Raw genomic sequence first — 15,299 nt, forward strand, 5'->3', positions numbered from 1 at the left:
AATAGACTTTGTAGGAAAAAGCGATAAATTTAATCTATATTTTCACCAATTAGGAGGAATTAAAATGACAAGTTATATCACCGATTTAACCGATGACTTAATTGAATTTGCAGAAGAAGCCGAAATCATCTCACTCAATTCAGAAAAGATTGACCAAGCTTTAGAACTCAGTCAACAGCTTAACAAATCAACTCAGCAATGGCAAATTTATTTACAGCTATTAGCATTGTTTGGCTTTGAAGATTGGTTAAAAAAACGGGAACCTGATCTAAGGATTATTGTAGAAAAAGCTTCCGTTATGCAACCTGCTTATGCTAATATTTTAGATGTGGTTTGTAACCTACAAGTTGGAGAGTTTAAAATTTGTTTGATTCCCACAAATTACTGGAGTGATTCCGAAGTAAATGTTCCTAGAGCTATCCTTGATTTACCCGAATTTATAGCCCATTTTTATGTCCTTGTGGGAATAGACGAAACTTTAGAAGTTGCGGCAATTTTAAGATTTATACGTTACGATCAACTCAACTCCTATCACGCTCAATTACAACCTCAAATTGACTGGACTTATTCCTTAGAAAAGGAATGGTTTAACCCCCTACCTGATGAGTTGCTGCTGTATTTACAATGTTTAACACCTGCAACAATTCCCTTACCTGCTATCCCCTCAACTCGCCAAGCAGAACTCTCTCAAATTCGTGACGAACTCGCTACTCAATTGCTACAATTGCAATCTCGTCCCTTATGGAATAGCCTCAGTTGGGAACAAGGAACTGTGCTATTAACCCATCCGGAATTACTCAACTGGTTGCATCATTCTAATTCAGAAAATACCCCACAACAAACGACTTATTTATCCGATTTATTACAAATTCTCACTCAACAAGCCCTTAATGTCGGACAATGGTTGCAGTCTCAAGTCAATGAACTCGCACAAGAACTATCATGGCAACCATTACCTATGGGAGTTTTTCGGCAAAACCTAACATCATCATCTCCTTTTGAAGCAAGCATTTTTAATGAAATTCGAGATAATTTTGGGGTAGAAATTCCTGAAGAAGCGGTTGGTGCCTATCAAGATATCCTCAATAAAATACGGTTATATCCACTCAGTTGGTCACTGGCAGATTCCCAGGAAGAATGGACATTATTTTTGATTGTCACTCCTATTCCCGGTCAACCCTCTTTACCTGAAATTGAGTTAAGAATTAGCGATCAAACCGGAATCTTAGCAGAAGAAAAACTCGATTCTCAACACAATAAAAGTTACTTGTTAGCACAAATAGAAGGAACCTATGATGAAAAATTCCTCGTAACTATTACGACAACAGATGGAGAAATACAAGTTTCTCGATTATTTGAATATCGCAATTCACCCAACTCAGAGATTATTAATTAACTGACAACATGAACCGCACTGCATTTAAGCTGAGAATTCGTCAAATTGCTTCTTTATGCGACTTTGAACTCTCTTGGGGACAAGGACAAATACTCACGAGTCAGCTAGAATATTCTCCAGAATTAATCGAACTTTACAAAGAGTGGAAAAACGCCTATCTTAATTATTATCAACACCTACGGGGAAGGGTAAAAAAAATTGTCACTATCACCCCTTCTTCTCAAGATTGGCGTTCTTCTCTTGTGCAAGCACAAGCCAAATTATTAGATCGATTTCATCACTGGTTATTGAGTCCTGAATTGGCTGCTATCCGCCGTCAAATTGCTCAAACTGCGATTCATTCTGAAACCGGAGGAGTCGATGTATTTTTGACTTGTACTCCGTTAGAATTAGCACGGCTTCCTTGGGAAACGTGGGAAATCGGCACAGATTTAGGTACAGTTGGAAAAATTCGGATTGCTCGTACACCGAATAATATTCTTTGTGAATCTGTACATCCACTGCGTCGAAAAATTCGAGTTTTAGCTATTCTTGGCGAAGATAACCGACTAAATTTTACGGGAGATTGGGAAGTTCTTCAACAAAAGTTGAGTAATATTGCTGAGATTCGATTAGATAAAGAGTGGAAAAAAGATGAGGAAAAAGACGAAAATATCGAAGCGATTTTGTCTAGAATGTATCAAGCAATAGCTGATAAACGAGGTTGGGATATTCTATTCTTTGCCGGACATAGTAATGAAACTGAACTCACCGGAGGCGAAATTAGTATTGCACCCAAACTTTCCATTTCTATTCGTGAAATTGAACCCGCACTCAGACAAGCCAAACAAAATGGACTTCAATTTGCTATTTTCAACTCTTGTAATGGAATTAATATTGCCGAATCCCTGATTAATTTAGGACTCAATCAAGTTGTAGTCATGCGCGAACCGATTCATAATCAAGTTGCGGGTGAATTTATTCAGCAATTTTTACAAAGCTTAAGTGAGTTTAAAGACGCCCATGAAGCGATGCAGGATGCTTGTGAGTTTTTGCAACAGCAAGAAAAGCGAATTCACTATCCTTCAGCATCTCTCATTCCATCTATTTTTCGTCATCCAGAAGCTGAGTTATTTCGCTTGAAACAACAGGGATGGAAACTTTGGCTACCCAGTTCTCTGGAAACTTTCTCTCTATTAACTGTTGTGATTTTCAGTTTGTTAATACCCGTACAAGAAAAATTACTTGAATTTAGACTCTTTGCACAAGCAATTTATCGTTTTCTGATACAGCCCGAGTTTATCTCACCCCTAGAACAAAAATCCCCCGTACTCATTGTACAAGTCGATCAGGAATCTATCAAAGCTTCCCCAGAAAAATTTCAAGAAATTTGTCCGATTAATTATAGTTATTTAACTAAACTTATTACTCGACTGTCTCAGCTAAAAGCACATACTATCGGAATTGACTATATTTTAGATCAAGACCAAAAACAGCCTGAAAATACAGATCAACTTGCTCAAGCTGTTAGAAATAGCATCCAACAAAATACTTGGTTTGTCTTTGGTGCAGTTGAAAATGAAGAACCTCAATTGGGAGTTAGCGATCGCATTGCGAGTCTCAATTGGAGTTTAGAAGGAGATATTTATTTTTTTCCCCAATATCTCGAACTTTTACCGAATCACGGTAGTTGTGTGGAAAGTTGTCCATTTTCCTATCTTTTAGCACTGATTCATCAGCTTAAGGCTGACTCGAGTTTTCCTAATTTTATGCAACCAAACTTACAAAATGAGCAGTTTTTTCGTTCGACATTGTTTCAAGCTTTAGAAACAGTTGATTTAGATAAAAAAACTCAGAAAATTTACAACCTAAAGCTTCCCTTAACCGCAAGTTTTTTTCAATGGCTGCATCCTATTATTGATTATTCCTTTCCACCAACTCAAGTTTATGAAACGATTTCTGCCCAGGCTTTACTAGCAGGTAAAGTTCCCCCCTATATTGATGAACAAGTTATTATTATTGCACCCGGAGGTCATCCAGAAGCAGGATTAAACTGTCAAGGAAAAGATAATTTTTCTCTCCCACTAGCCGTGAAATTTTGAGGGAGAGACACAGACCGTATAACTGGAGGAGAAATCCATGCTTATATGATTCATCATATATTGAGACAGCGATTTGTGGTTGCTATTCCTGATGTGTGGATGCTAGGATTAGCAGCAATCTTTGGAAAAGGGACTCTGTTATTTCTGGGAGAACATCCTCATCAGCGAAAATACTGGATTAGAGTTTTCAAAGGTGCTACAGTTGTTTATATTTTAGTTGGACTGCAAATCTATATGTCTCCAGGGATACTGATTCCCTATTTTTTTCCACTTGTCGTGTTTTGGACTTATGTAAGTAGAGGACAATCGAACGATGACTAATAAAAAGTTAATTTCAACTCTTTTAATTACGACCGGAATCTTAATGGTTTTTTCTTCCATTTTACCTTTGAAAGCACAAACTAGGTTTGCTCCAAGCGGCCAACAGCGCCAACCCGAACCCAGAGAATTACTCGATAATTTCACCGGACGTTTATTTGTCCTCGAACGCAAGAAAAAGCCGGGGGGCGGTCGAGGAGAAGTTTGTCCCATTGCGCCTCAAACTTGGGTTAATAGCAATGATGAAAACGCTACTTTAGAACCAGTAAAAATCCTTAGTTCTCAACCGCTTTTTTTCTGGAAAAGCAATGGAGAAAATGCGATAAAAATTGAAGTATTTGAAGATTCAGAAATAATCAAAGATCCGATTTGGAAAGCTGATATTCCAGACGGACAAACACATATTTTGTATCAAGGTGAACCCTTAAAAGCCGGAAAAGTTTATTACTGGAGATTGGTAGCCATCGGACCGAAGAAGCAAACCTATTTTCAAGTTTTACCAGAGCAAAACCCCATTCAGGAAGAATTAAAAACCCGAGAAAATAAACTTCAGTCTCAAGGAGCCTCTGCTGAAGAAATTTCTTTAAAAAAAGCTCACTATTTAGCCGAACAAGGATTGTGGTCAGATGCTTTGCGAGAACTTTTTTCTGTGGCGAATCCTTCCGCAGAGTTGAAAAAAAGTATTCAACAAATTATCGCTCATAATTTTTGCGAAGATTAAATTAGATAAAGATTGGCTGAACGGTAAATTATTACCAAATCAGCCAATTGAACCTACTCTGAAATATCAAAGGAAATAGACAAAGTTGCTATATCCGTCGTACTTAACTGTCCAATGGACGAAGCCGAAGTTCGCTCCCGTAAATCATCAAATAACTTACCCATAAAATATAGTCCTCTATCTTTTCCTTCTTTTTGAAGTGAAAAAGTCCCTTCATTTTGATTCAGTTCACTGGCTAGAGAGCGTAACATATTCACGGTTTTACTCATCGGATAACGGCTGACAATGATTAAAGCTTCCCCCCTTCCAATTTCAACAGCTTGTAAGGTTTCACTCTGTTGAATTTGATTCGGTAAAAGTTGCATTTCCTCATCATAAATCCCACCCGCTCCCGGAAAAGTAATGTAAAGCCAACCTTGAGAATCAACCACCATCATCAGCACATAAAGCGTACTCAATCCGTAGTTTTTTACATGAAATTGAAAGGGTTGCTTCAATTTAAGTTGAGCGATTGAGCTTTCAAAATTATCTTCACTGTTTGCTTTTTGGGTGCGGGTTCGTGCTAAAATTTGATTAGGTTGATCAACTAAACTAACAGACGCATCAACTGCTAACTGAGAAGACTGAGCATTGAGAGTTGTTTTAACTAAACGAACAACCAAAAATGCTTTTAATTTTGCCTCTAAACGATTAATTGCAGCCAAAATACTTTCACCGGGTTCACCAAAAGATTTAGGAATTGAATTGAGTTCTGAGGTGAATAAACCTAAACTTCCTATGGGAGGTAAATCCGTCAATTCCTGAGACTGTAATTGTTGCTGAATATCAGCAGTTATCCGGCTAAAAATATAGTCAACTCCACCGGGATAGGGAATATCTCCCCTCTGCATGGGAATAGCTTTTAAGCGGTTAATGTTAGAAATTGCGCGTTGAGCGGTTGTGCTGTCTGAAGCAATAGAAATATCAAGTCCGATGCGTAAGTTTAAATCTGTGGGAACTGTGCGGCTTTTTTCTCGCAATAATGTTCCCGGTTGGAGAGACGCAGGCGTTTGTTTTTGCCAACTCGCTTTTCCCACTAATCCCTGACGATTTTCTAAACGAATTTCATCCCCCGTAGACTGATTATTTTCATCTAAAATCGAAAAAACTGAACCCGACGAAAAGGCTTCTAAACTGTTTTCATCGAGTCCCCCCAACCAAAGCGTCGCTCCATTATTCTGAACGTTTGTAACTACTGCATCGGTTGGCGGTGCTGTCGTCTTTTGAAAATAAACAGGTTGATTTTCAGTCCCATCCGCAAGCGGATTCTGTCTGGATTTCCTCCTAATCGAACGACGAACTTGAGTCATTGTGCGTTCAACAGTAGACTGTTCTTGCCAAAGAGATTGAGTCATAAAATAAGTAAAAGCTCCCGCATGAAAGTCACCAAAATCAGCATCTATCGCCTCTTCATCCGCTCTGGCTGAAGCAATTACAACCCCTTTTCGCACTTTACAACGACGCCGAAAGAATTCTTCTGGAGACCATTTAAGTTGAGTTAATAAACTTTGCTGATAATCGAGTTCTTCAAAAACAAGTATTGCATTTTTTGAGACCGAACGCACTCGATGAATTCCCCTTGTACCTCCGCCAGAATAACAACTATCTAGCACCGCAGTCACATTTTCCGTTTTCAAAAGAGACATTAATAAAAACAATGTTCGTCCCATAATATCGGGGGCTGAATCGGTATCGGCTACAACAAACGTGCTATTTGCGGGATTACTTTGAGCAGGAATTGGATTATTTGGACAGTCTTGAATTGGGTTGGGGTCTATCTGTTGAGAACCATGACCTGAAAAGTGAAAAACCACCACATCACCCGGTTGAGCTTGTTTAATTAAGTGTTCTTCAAATGCAGTTAAAATATTACTTCGGGTCGGTTTTTTATCGTTTGCATCTGTTGTTAGTCGAATAATATCTTGAGGATTGAAACCAAAACGATGAATTAAAAGTTCCTGCTGTAAATCAACATCAGTGACACAACCTTTGAGATTGGGCCAAGAGCGATAATCATTAATTCCAACTAAAAGTGCGAGTTTGCGAGGGGTATCTTGAGCGAGAACTTTACCATAGCGATTGCTTTTTTGTTGAAGATTATAAGCGTTGAGTCCGAGAGTGGCTAAAGTCGTAGAACCTGTCAGTTCTAGGAAGCGACGGCGCCTAATCATAAACCTATTCCCCTATTTTAAAAGTTTAAAATTCAGTTATTATTCAGCCTCACCAATGAGTGTAAACGCCGCCCAAAATTGGGGTTGTTCGGGATATTTTTCGGCTAAAGTTAGCATCGCTTGACGCAAAGCTTGAGCTTTGTCAGGATTGGCTTGCAGGTTTTGATAAAATGCTGTCATTAATTCAGCCGTCGGTTGATCTTTAACATTCCACAGGGAAACAATTAAACTCGGTACACCCGCAGCAATAAACGCACGAGATAAACCCACAACACCATCTCCTGTAATCTCTCCACCTCCGGTACTACAAGCGCTTAAAACCACTAATTCCGCATTTAATTTCAGGTCAATAATTTCTCTAGAAGTGAGAAAGCCATCTAAGTTTAAAAGCTTTTTGGGAGGATTTGCTAAATAAGAAATTAGATCAACCCAATCGCTTTCAGTTAAGTTTTTGGTCTTCAATAAACAGTTGGAATTGTTTGTAGAATTCTCACCGATTGATGTATCGGGCGCCAAAGCAATTGCTCCGGGTATTCCCAAGCCAAAATTATCCAGTAGTCCATGAGTTGCCAGATGAATAATTCGACTGGAAGGCATTTTTCTTAATACAGCAGCTTTGGTGGCGTCATCTTTGAGTAAAGGTTCAGTCTGAAAAATCCGAGCAATTTCTCTGGCTTCTGTTTCTGCACCCGGAAGATCGCTTAACTGTTCGCTTCTGGTATCACTTAACTGAGCGGTGATCTGCTCTGCGGAAAGATTAGTTTGTGATGGCACGGTTGGCATCGTGGGATTGCCTACAATTAATATATCCTGACCTGATACTTTTTGGCGCTGTTGTTGAGTCAGTTCTAAGATTTGAATGGCAGGTGCGGTAAGAATCGTATGTTTTTGAATTAAATAGTTATTTTCTGCATCTTTTAATGCCGGAAAAGGAACTAAAAATAGCTCACCTTGCGGAATGAAAATAACTCGTTCATTTGCATCAGTGGGTAACAGTTCGGCAATGGGTTCTATTAAAAGTTGATGGAGTTGTTGTAAATTTTGTTGGGGTGTAGATGAGTCTATCGAACTCTCTTGGTTCTCTACAAATTGTAAGGCTTGACGCTCTACTCCTATCGATTGACGGCTAATTTGAACTAATCCCGAAAGAGAGGTTTTTTGTTGCCAAAGGGGTCGGAGATTGGTCTGACGAAATTCGACTTCACCTGTCGGTTTAATTACCCAAATATACAGTTCGGATTCTTTGGATTGAACTCGACCGTCAAGTTTAACTTGCTCGTAGAGAATTGAATACTGAACTAAGGTTGCATTTTGAGTTTTAGCAATTTGTTTAATTTTTGCAATATCAGGTAATCTAAATGTGGATTGATTATATCGTTCTGACAGAAGTTCAACTAAAGGTCTGGCACGTCCTCGTTCGGAAACTTCTAATGCAGTCTCTATTTTATCCTGAACAATTAGGGCTTGTTGTAATCTAGAATAGGTCGAAACTTGGGTATCAAAAATTGAAATTTTTTGCGTGTCGCTCAAGTCGGTTCGTAGTGGTTCGAGAATTTCTAGCGCCTTCCATAATGTTTGTTCTGCCTCTGCATATTTTCCTTGTTTAAGATAAGCATAAGCTATCAAGTTTAAGGCAAAACCTTCGCCAGCTTTGTCACCCGCTTCTTGATAAATTGATAAAGATTGTTGCAGTAACTCCAAGGCTTTATCATAACTAAGTCGATTAATATAAACCTCTCCTAAATTAGCCAATATCGCCGCTTCTCCAGCCCGATTTTCTAATCGCTGTTGCAAAACAAGAGCGATTTGATATGATTCTAATGCCTCCATCCATTGCCCCTGTTCTTGTTGGATGCGACCAATACTGCTTAAGGCAACTGCTTCTAGTTGTTGAATCTCTGATTGTTCAGCAAGGGCTAAAACCTGCTGATTAAAATTCAATGCTTCATCATATTTTCCCTGTTGTGTATAAATATTTCCAATGTCGTTTAAAGTCCGTCCTTCTAGAAAAGTGTTCTCAATTTCTCTGACAATCTCTAAGGCAAGTTGATGGTATTGTAAAGCTTGATCATCTTGTCCTATACTATTATAAAAAGAACCAATATTACTGAAAACATTGGTTTGGAGTTCTGGGTTATTAATGGCTTGAGCCGTTGCGATCGCGTTTTGATGAAGTTGAGCAACTTGAGCATATTCTCCCAAGCTATTATAAACACTTCCGAGATGGGTTTGAGTTTGGGCTAGTTCAGCGGGATCGGCAATCTCTTGATAAATGTTCAAAGCTTGTTTATGAGCCTCTAGTGCTTCGGTAAATTTGCCGATATTTTTGTAAGCTACTCCCAAGTTATTGAGTGCTTTTGCTTCAATTTTTCCGTCGGAAGCTTCCTGAGCAAGAGCTATTGCTTGGCGAGAATAATCAATTGCTTGATTGTATTTTTCTATCTGATTGTGCAGCTCGCCGAGATTGTTGATAATTTCGCCTTCAACAACTTTTTCATTGAGTTGTAGATTTTTATCCTCATCTTCTTCCGGTGTAATTCGAGTTTGATTGGGTTCTCGAACCGCTTCTAAAGCACTTTGAAAAGTTTTTAAAGCTACCTTGTACTCGGACTTTTCTTTAAAAATTTGTCCGATTTTGTTAAGGGAATTTCCGGATTCTATCCCGTCGCTTTTTTCTTGAGAAATATTCAAGGTCTGAGCGTATAGGGATAAGGCTACGTCATAGAATTTTAAATCATTAGCAATACTTGCCCTTTGATTTAATGTTCGGATTATAATCAAGTCCTTTTCAAGCTCCGATGCCGCTCCTAGACTAATACCAAATAATTTAAATGATCGATCATATTGTCCTAGATTGTAATAATAGTTACCCAGGTCATAAGCTTCATTCATCAAATTAGTCATTTTTTTCTTTTGACCGGGTTGAATAATTTGATTAAGCAGAAAAGAAAATCCTATAAGACCTGCCGATAAAAGAAGAGTATCTGTGAAGTCAGAGCGTAGAATTCTGCCTGCCTTTCTTGCATTTTCTATACTTTTACTTACGCTCTCACTCATTTGACTTAAGATATTATACACACTTGATTGTTCTATCTGCTCAGAAATTTTAATCAAGTCTTTTGACATCCGATTAACCAGAAAATCTTCAACCTCCGGCCATTTTTGAAAATCCCCTTGCAGTTGAGCGAGTTGAAAGTTGGAGATTGTACTATCGAGATCGCAAAATTCGTTAGAAGTTATCGGTTTTAATTCAGACTCGAAGTTCAATTCTTCATCAAGTTGGTATTGGATGGTTTGAGCTTGTGCAACTGAACTTCTGAAACCCCAACCTAATGGCAAGATAATTGAAGGAACAGAAATCAAAAAACTTCCAAAAATTACTTTAACAACATTCATAACTTTATACATGGCTTGATGATGCCTCCGATTTTGAACTAAGAGTTAAACTACTTCCCATCGGCTCTTGAAGACCTATAGAGCTATTCTTTTGCTCGGCTACAAGGGATTGATTGACGAGAGTTCCGGGATTTTCCCGAATATTCAACCTAATGGGAATGTTAATATTTAATAACGGGAGTGCTTCGAGGTTCCTGACTGCAAATTCAAAACCATTCTCGCAAAAACATTCTATCAAAGTCGGCGGCGGGATTTTTCAAAAAAAATGCGCGACGGGGTGGGTGTTGAAATTGAGTGAGTTCATAAAACGGCTGTAAGTGTTACTCAATAAGGGTTTTAAGGGATTAACAGGAGAGTTGGTAGAATCTATAAATTCGGATAAAGAAGTAATTTCAGGCGTTATTTTCAATGGGTTTAGACTGATGAAGCCAACCGTCCCACTCGAACTAGATGTTAGAATCTTTTTACTAACAGTTTGGCTGAACTTGTCCGGTAGAACCGAAACTTGCAGCGTTTCCAAGAATATTTATGATGCGAGAACCCACCCCAAAAACTCTAAAAACATATTACTACGCTTAACGATTCCTATTTATTACCCAGATTTGCGGGATTCAAAAACATGGGGGGCGCATTCCCCTCGCCGATCACGAGAATTTGGGGAAGAGTCGAACCCCCCGCCTTCCAAGCGTTGACAAAATCTCGCTGCACCTCTATCTGCTTGAGTTGGATCGCCAGATCGCCGCCGTTGTTTCTCAAAGACTCCGCCAGAAGCCTTTGAGCCTCCGCTTCCCCCCTGGCTTTGATCAGCGCCGCATCCGCCTCCTCTTGAGCCTGCTGCTTGAGATAAACCGCCGCCTTAGCATTCTGCTCCGCCACCTGCTTGCGTTCGATCGCCTGGGCATATTCGGGGGAAAACTCCAGGTTGGGAATAGCAACGCTGTGAATAATCACAAAATATTCCCCCTGAGTCAAACGAGCCTGCAACTTTTCGCGGAATTTCGCCTGCAACTCAGTGCGTTTTTGCAAAGCTTCCTCGGCGGTAAATTGAGCCGAAGCCGACTTAAAACTCTCATTAACAATACCGTCGAGAATCAGCTTAAAATTCTCTACCGAACGAAACTCCCGAACAAATGCCGGCGAACGCTCCGGATCGAGGCTGTATTCAACCTGAATGTTAGCCGTCAAAGTCTGTAAGTCGGAAGTCGCGGCGGCGGTGTTCGCCGTCAGGGGTTGGCGGGTAATGTCGAGGCGCTGCACCCCATCAACAACTGGCCTGATGATGTGAAATCCCTCCGAAAGCGGGCGCTCGTTCACCTTACCGAGAGACGAGATCACCCCCACCTCCCCCGCTTGAATAACCACGCTCGTCCCGGTGAGCAAAACCAATCCACCGATTGCCGCCACGCCGACAGCGATCAGTCCGCCAGTGTGGGTATCTAGATGGTTCGCCTTTGTCATGGTATTTTCCTCAAATCCAGTTTTACATCTATCTCCGAACTCACCGGGGTTTTTATGAAAGCTGGGAGTTCGGGGGGTTGCAAATCGGCTTAATCGAAAAGCTGACCGAAGATCCTCTGTTTTCCAATAGTGGCATCCAGGAACTCTCCCAATCTCAGATTGAGAAATTAATTAAGCTCGAAGTAGAAATTCGGGAAGCCGGAATTCACCTTAAAAATATTAAAAAACTGGTTTATATGTCCGACAATTCGATGATTGCACGATTGAGAGAATTGGAATTTAGACAAAAACAAGATGAAGATTTCCGAGAAAATATAGACTCGGATTTGTTTAGCTTGAGGGTTGTCGGGCGAATAATTAGCCAAACTATTGGAGGAATTTAAACTTGGTTCTTCTTAATGACCACTGTAATTGTTGTTGCTATATTTTCAATTGATTTGTCTATCCGATTTTCGGGCATCGATAAACTGAAAAACCTTCAGAAAATGCACCAAACAATTGAAGATGTCAATAAATAAGTTGTTGATTCATAATCTAGGAAAAGTCCCGGAAGTTGACATTGCCCCAGTAAGACAGTTGCCTACGGAACCATCGGATATCTTCAGCGTTGATTTAAAAAAAAATATAGAGGGGCGGCTGAACGGGCAACTTTAGCTAATTATTCAAACGTTCAAGAATGCCAAGCCGATTTGAGAATTTATGAAATCCAACTCAAGCGAATTTTGGTAAATTCCCTAAAGATAGCAATGGATATTTTCGTTACACTCATCAGCTAAATAGCAAAGTGCGCGAAACCGCAAACCAAACACTTCTTCATACAAAGGATTCAATTTACACAGGGGTGGAATCTGGATTGAGATACGACCAAATAAAGAAAAATTTCGTTCAAAGGGACACTGGGCAGGAATTATTCGGCAGATGAAATGAGCCAGTTCAGGATTGCGGATCTCTAATTCTCTCAAGTATTGGCGAATCGGATTGAATCTATTGAATAAGGCGGTTTGAAGATTTGCTAGAGCATTAGTGAGTTGATAGGCTGTTTTGACTGAGTTCATGGCTGAGTTCATGGCTGTATGAAAATCCTCGCTTTTCGGTTGTTGTTTTATAGCTTAAACATAATTCAAGCCAATGTAAAGGCTAAATATATATATAAAAAATTTATCTGTCATAATCTCTGCTTAACTCTCTCCAGGTGGGTTTGACCTCATGTCCAATCAGGGGTATTGATAGAGAAGCGCCAGCGCCCAATCGCAAAGGGCATCAATGGCAGATGCTTCGGAGAGATCGCTTTAAATTACTACTTAGGCTGTCCTCCCTCCTCATCTGTCACTTTTTATGCTACATCTTGAAGTGCGGAATGTGGGTTGTATCTAAACATGAGACTTATGTCTGATGGGAGAGGTTTTCAGACTACTACAACAAGATTATAGACAGTAGTTGCAATTCAGTTATAACCTATGAGCGATCAACACTCCGGAGCGGATGCCAACCGTTTTCTCCGAGACTTCAATCGACGGCAGTTTTTGAAAGGGGTTGGCTTTATTGGAGTTGGAGCGAGTACGGGTTTGGCAGATCATATTCTGCACTCCAATACATCCGTTGAAGCGGCCGAACTCAACACCTCTTCTGCTGAATTGATTCTCGCTCAAACCTCGGAGAACCGTTCGGGTGAAATTCCCCGTCGTCCTTTAGGCAAAACGGGTGTAGAAGTCTCTGCAATTGGGTTGGGGGGCGCGACTCTTGGACAGGCTAAAAGCAAAGAAGAAGCAATTCGCATTACTCACGAGGCGATTGATAATGGCATCACATTCATGGATAATGCCTGGGAATACAACAACCATCGCAGTGAAAAGTGGATGGGTGAAGCTTTACACCGACGACGGGATCAAGTCTTTCTGATGACTAAGGTTTGCACTCACGGACGCGACGCAAGCGTTGCCATGCAGCAACTCGAAGAATCATTACGTCGTCTGAAGACCGATTATATAGACTTGTGGCAGATCCATGAGGTAATTTATTACAATGACCCGGAGTTAATTTTTCGTCCCGATGGTGCCATTGAAGCCCTCGAACGAGCGATCGCAGGAGGGGAAGGTTAAATTTGTTGGATTTACCGGACACAAAGACCCGGCAATTCACTTAGAAATGTTGTCTCACAATTATCCTTTCGATACGGTACAATTGCCAATTAACTGTTTTGATGCCAACTTTATGAGTTTTCAAAACCAGGTTCTTCCCGAACTGGATCGCCAAGGAATTGCCGCGATCGGGATGAAAAGTTTAAGCGGGAACGCAGAAGCGGTAAAAAAAGGTTTGGTAACGCCTCAAGAAGCTATCCGTTATTCGATGAGTATGCCAATTGCAACATTAGTTAGCGGGATTGATTCGGTGGAAGTGCTGCGGCAAAATATAGCGATCGCTCGGAGTTTTCAACCGATGACAGCGCAAGAAATGCAGGCATTGCGAGAGCGGGTTCTTCCCTATGCCACCGATGGGCGGTTTGAGTTATTTAAGTCTTCTAAAAAATTTGATGCTGATGTTGGCAGGAAGCAACATGGTTTTCCGACTCAAGACCAATTGCCAACTTGATCTAAAAAGCTACGATTTTTCCTTCTAAATACTGTTAAAAATCAGGATATTTCAAGGGGACTAAATATTAAGAATTTGCGGATTGTCAGCCCTGTATTTACTTGGCGTAATGCTAAAGAAGCTACCATGAAGTGCCATGCTTGACTCAAAAGTTCTACATCAACTTTTCGAGTCGGAACTTTACTCCAGATGACACAAAAAGGGGTCTAAATTTCTTCAATTCAATTCCAATTTGATGAAAAAATTCCAACACCCGTCAGAATCGGTACTGTGTTAACTTCGGTGAAGAAGTGTCTGAAAGCTAGACATATAAATTCTTTTAGTAGTGTTGGCACTTCGTACCACCTTCTCTAGCATTAAGCCAAGGAAAAGCAACTGAGACAAAGCCAGAAGTCGCCTTGGAGACGCTCAAATAGTTTAATGTACGATTCGGCTCTACTTTCTAACTCAAATTACAAGGCAAATAACTGAGATTCGGATACAATGAAATTTAACTAGAATCAGCCGTAAAAGATAAGACTTATAAGGCTCTGGGATACAATGATCATACGAAGTGAAGCGGCTTCAGACATTCAGGCAATAGCCGAGGTTACGATTGCTGCTTTTGAAAACCTCGAAGTAAGCAATCAAACAGAACAGTTCATTATAGAAACACTACGAGCGGCCGAGATGCTGACAATATCGCTTGTGGCAGAAATTGATGAACGAGTAGTAGGCCATATCGCCTTCTCACCCGTGACAATTTCTGATGGTAGCCGAGATTGGTATGGTATTGGGCCTTTTTCTGTGTTGCCGGAATATCAGAGGCAGAGTATTGGGACGACACTTATGCAGCATGGCTTATCTTTACTTAGAGAGATGGGAGGACAAGGGTGCTGCCTTGTGGGTGATCCGGGCTACTACAAACGGTTCGGGTTTAAGAACATTCCTAAACTGATTCTTGACGGAGTACCACAAGAGGTCTTCCTTGCCTTGCCACTTCACAACATAATTCCACAGGGCTTTGTAGTTTTTCACGAGGGGTTTATGTCGGTCGGTGAACAAGACGTTGCTCCGACCAGTGATTAATTTTTGAGCAATTACTTCTCCTTCAATTTATTCATTATTAAACCGGGAACGATCATCGTCTA

At 40.3% G+C, this 15,299-nt stretch carries 12 protein-coding genes; 8 read left to right on the forward strand and 4 right to left on the reverse strand.

The features are described from left to right. Positions 1-64: 64 nt before the first annotated feature. The 4 genes from L8106_RS16315 to L8106_RS16325 are packed head-to-tail and all read left to right on the forward strand — an operon-like array spanning position 65 to position 4,516. Positions 65-1,396, forward strand: a complete 1,332-nt coding sequence (locus L8106_RS16315; RefSeq protein WP_071941402.1) for a DUF1822 family protein — start codon at positions 65-67, stop codon at positions 1,394-1,396. Positions 1,397-1,404: 8 nt separating this feature from the next. Further along, positions 1,405-3,477 (forward strand): CHASE2 domain-containing protein, encoded by a 2,073-nt coding sequence (locus tag L8106_RS16320; RefSeq protein ID WP_009785464.1) that lies wholly within the window; start codon positions 1,405-1,407, stop codon positions 3,475-3,477. Between the two features lie 45 nt (positions 3,478-3,522). Then, positions 3,523-3,798, forward strand: coding sequence for a hypothetical protein (locus L8106_RS31565; RefSeq protein ID WP_009785465.1), 276 nt, complete (start codon positions 3,523-3,525; stop codon positions 3,796-3,798). Further along, positions 3,791-4,516 carry a DUF928 domain-containing protein gene (locus tag L8106_RS16325; RefSeq protein WP_009785466.1) on the forward strand — a complete coding sequence of 242 codons (726 nt, stop codon included), beginning with the start codon at positions 3,791-3,793 and terminating at the stop codon, positions 4,514-4,516. The genes L8106_RS31565 and L8106_RS16325 overlap by 8 nt, the downstream gene beginning before the upstream one ends. A 53-nt stretch (positions 4,517-4,569) precedes the next feature. Here L8106_RS16325 and L8106_RS16330 read toward each other — a convergent pair whose 3' ends face one another. The 3 genes from L8106_RS16330 to L8106_RS16340 all read right to left on the reverse strand — a co-directional run bounded on the left by L8106_RS16330 (position 4,570) and on the right by L8106_RS16340 (position 11,580). Continuing rightward, complete coding sequence (locus tag L8106_RS16330) at positions 4,570-6,726, reverse strand: caspase family protein (protein ID WP_009785467.1); 2,157 nt, start codon at positions 6,724-6,726, stop codon at positions 4,570-4,572. 39 nt (positions 6,727-6,765) lie between these two features. Continuing rightward, positions 6,766-10,134: a CHAT domain-containing protein gene (locus L8106_RS16335; RefSeq protein WP_009785468.1), complete on the reverse strand. Its 3,369-nt coding sequence runs from the start codon at positions 10,132-10,134 to the stop codon at positions 6,766-6,768. A gap of 573 nt (positions 10,135-10,707) precedes the next feature. Then, positions 10,708-11,580, reverse strand: a complete 873-nt coding sequence (locus L8106_RS16340; protein WP_009785469.1) for a prohibitin family protein — start codon at positions 11,578-11,580, stop codon at positions 10,708-10,710. Positions 11,581-11,657: 77 nt separating this feature from the next. Here L8106_RS16340 and L8106_RS33760 point away from each other — a divergent pair, with 77 nt between their 5' ends. Then, positions 11,658-11,963 carry a hypothetical protein gene (locus L8106_RS33760; RefSeq protein ID WP_009785470.1) on the forward strand — a complete coding sequence of 102 codons (306 nt, stop codon included), beginning with the start codon at positions 11,658-11,660 and terminating at the stop codon, positions 11,961-11,963. Between the two features lie 351 nt (positions 11,964-12,314). Here the strand turns inward: L8106_RS33760 and L8106_RS16350 are convergent, their stop codons facing one another. Next, positions 12,315-12,647: a Mo-dependent nitrogenase C-terminal domain-containing protein gene (locus L8106_RS16350; protein WP_009785471.1), complete on the reverse strand. Its 333-nt coding sequence runs from the start codon at positions 12,645-12,647 to the stop codon at positions 12,315-12,317. 390 nt (positions 12,648-13,037) lie between these two features. Here L8106_RS16350 and L8106_RS33050 point away from each other — a divergent pair, with 390 nt between their 5' ends. The 3 genes from L8106_RS33050 to L8106_RS16360 all read left to right on the forward strand — a co-directional run bounded on the left by L8106_RS33050 (position 13,038) and on the right by L8106_RS16360 (position 15,237). Continuing rightward, positions 13,038-13,679: an aldo/keto reductase gene (locus tag L8106_RS33050; protein WP_009785472.1), complete on the forward strand. Its 642-nt coding sequence runs from the start codon at positions 13,038-13,040 to the stop codon at positions 13,677-13,679. Further along, complete coding sequence (locus L8106_RS33055; protein ID WP_198012957.1) at positions 13,630-14,169, forward strand: hypothetical protein; 540 nt, start codon at positions 13,630-13,632, stop codon at positions 14,167-14,169. Before L8106_RS33050 ends, L8106_RS33055 begins: the two co-directional genes overlap by 50 nt. A 540-nt stretch (positions 14,170-14,709) precedes the next feature. Next, positions 14,710-15,237 carry a GNAT family N-acetyltransferase gene (locus L8106_RS16360; RefSeq protein WP_009785474.1) on the forward strand — a complete coding sequence of 176 codons (528 nt, stop codon included), beginning with the start codon at positions 14,710-14,712 and terminating at the stop codon, positions 15,235-15,237. The last annotated feature ends 62 nt before the right edge of the window (positions 15,238-15,299 follow it).

The organism is Lyngbya sp. PCC 8106 (genome assembly GCF_000169095.1).
Classification (GTDB): Bacteria; Cyanobacteriota; Cyanobacteriia; order Cyanobacteriales; family Microcoleaceae; genus Capilliphycus.

Coding starts and splice junctions, on each gene's coding strand:
- L8106_RS16360 (WP_009785474.1), top strand. CDS start 14,710: ATGATCATACGAAGTGAAGCGGCTTCAGACATTCAGGCAATAGCCGAG.
- L8106_RS16315 (WP_071941402.1), top strand. CDS start 65: ATGACAAGTTATATCACCGATTTAACCGATGACTTAATTGAATTTGCA.
- L8106_RS33050 (WP_009785472.1), top strand. CDS start 13,038: ATGAGCGATCAACACTCCGGAGCGGATGCCAACCGTTTTCTCCGAGAC.
- L8106_RS16350 (WP_009785471.1), bottom strand. CDS start 12,647: ATGAACTCAGCCATGAACTCAGTCAAAACAGCCTATCAACTCACTAAT.
- L8106_RS16340 (WP_009785469.1), bottom strand. CDS start 11,580: ATGACAAAGGCGAACCATCTAGATACCCACACTGGCGGACTGATCGCT.
- L8106_RS16335 (WP_009785468.1), bottom strand. CDS start 10,134: ATGTATAAAGTTATGAATGTTGTTAAAGTAATTTTTGGAAGTTTTTTG.
- L8106_RS16320 (WP_009785464.1), top strand. CDS start 1,405: ATGAACCGCACTGCATTTAAGCTGAGAATTCGTCAAATTGCTTCTTTA.
- L8106_RS31565 (WP_009785465.1), top strand. CDS start 3,523: ATGATTCATCATATATTGAGACAGCGATTTGTGGTTGCTATTCCTGAT.
- L8106_RS16330 (WP_009785467.1), bottom strand. CDS start 6,726: ATGATTAGGCGCCGTCGCTTCCTAGAACTGACAGGTTCTACGACTTTA.
- L8106_RS33055 (WP_198012957.1), top strand. CDS start 13,630: ATGGTGCCATTGAAGCCCTCGAACGAGCGATCGCAGGAGGGGAAGGTT.
- L8106_RS16325 (WP_009785466.1), top strand. CDS start 3,791: ATGACTAATAAAAAGTTAATTTCAACTCTTTTAATTACGACCGGAATC.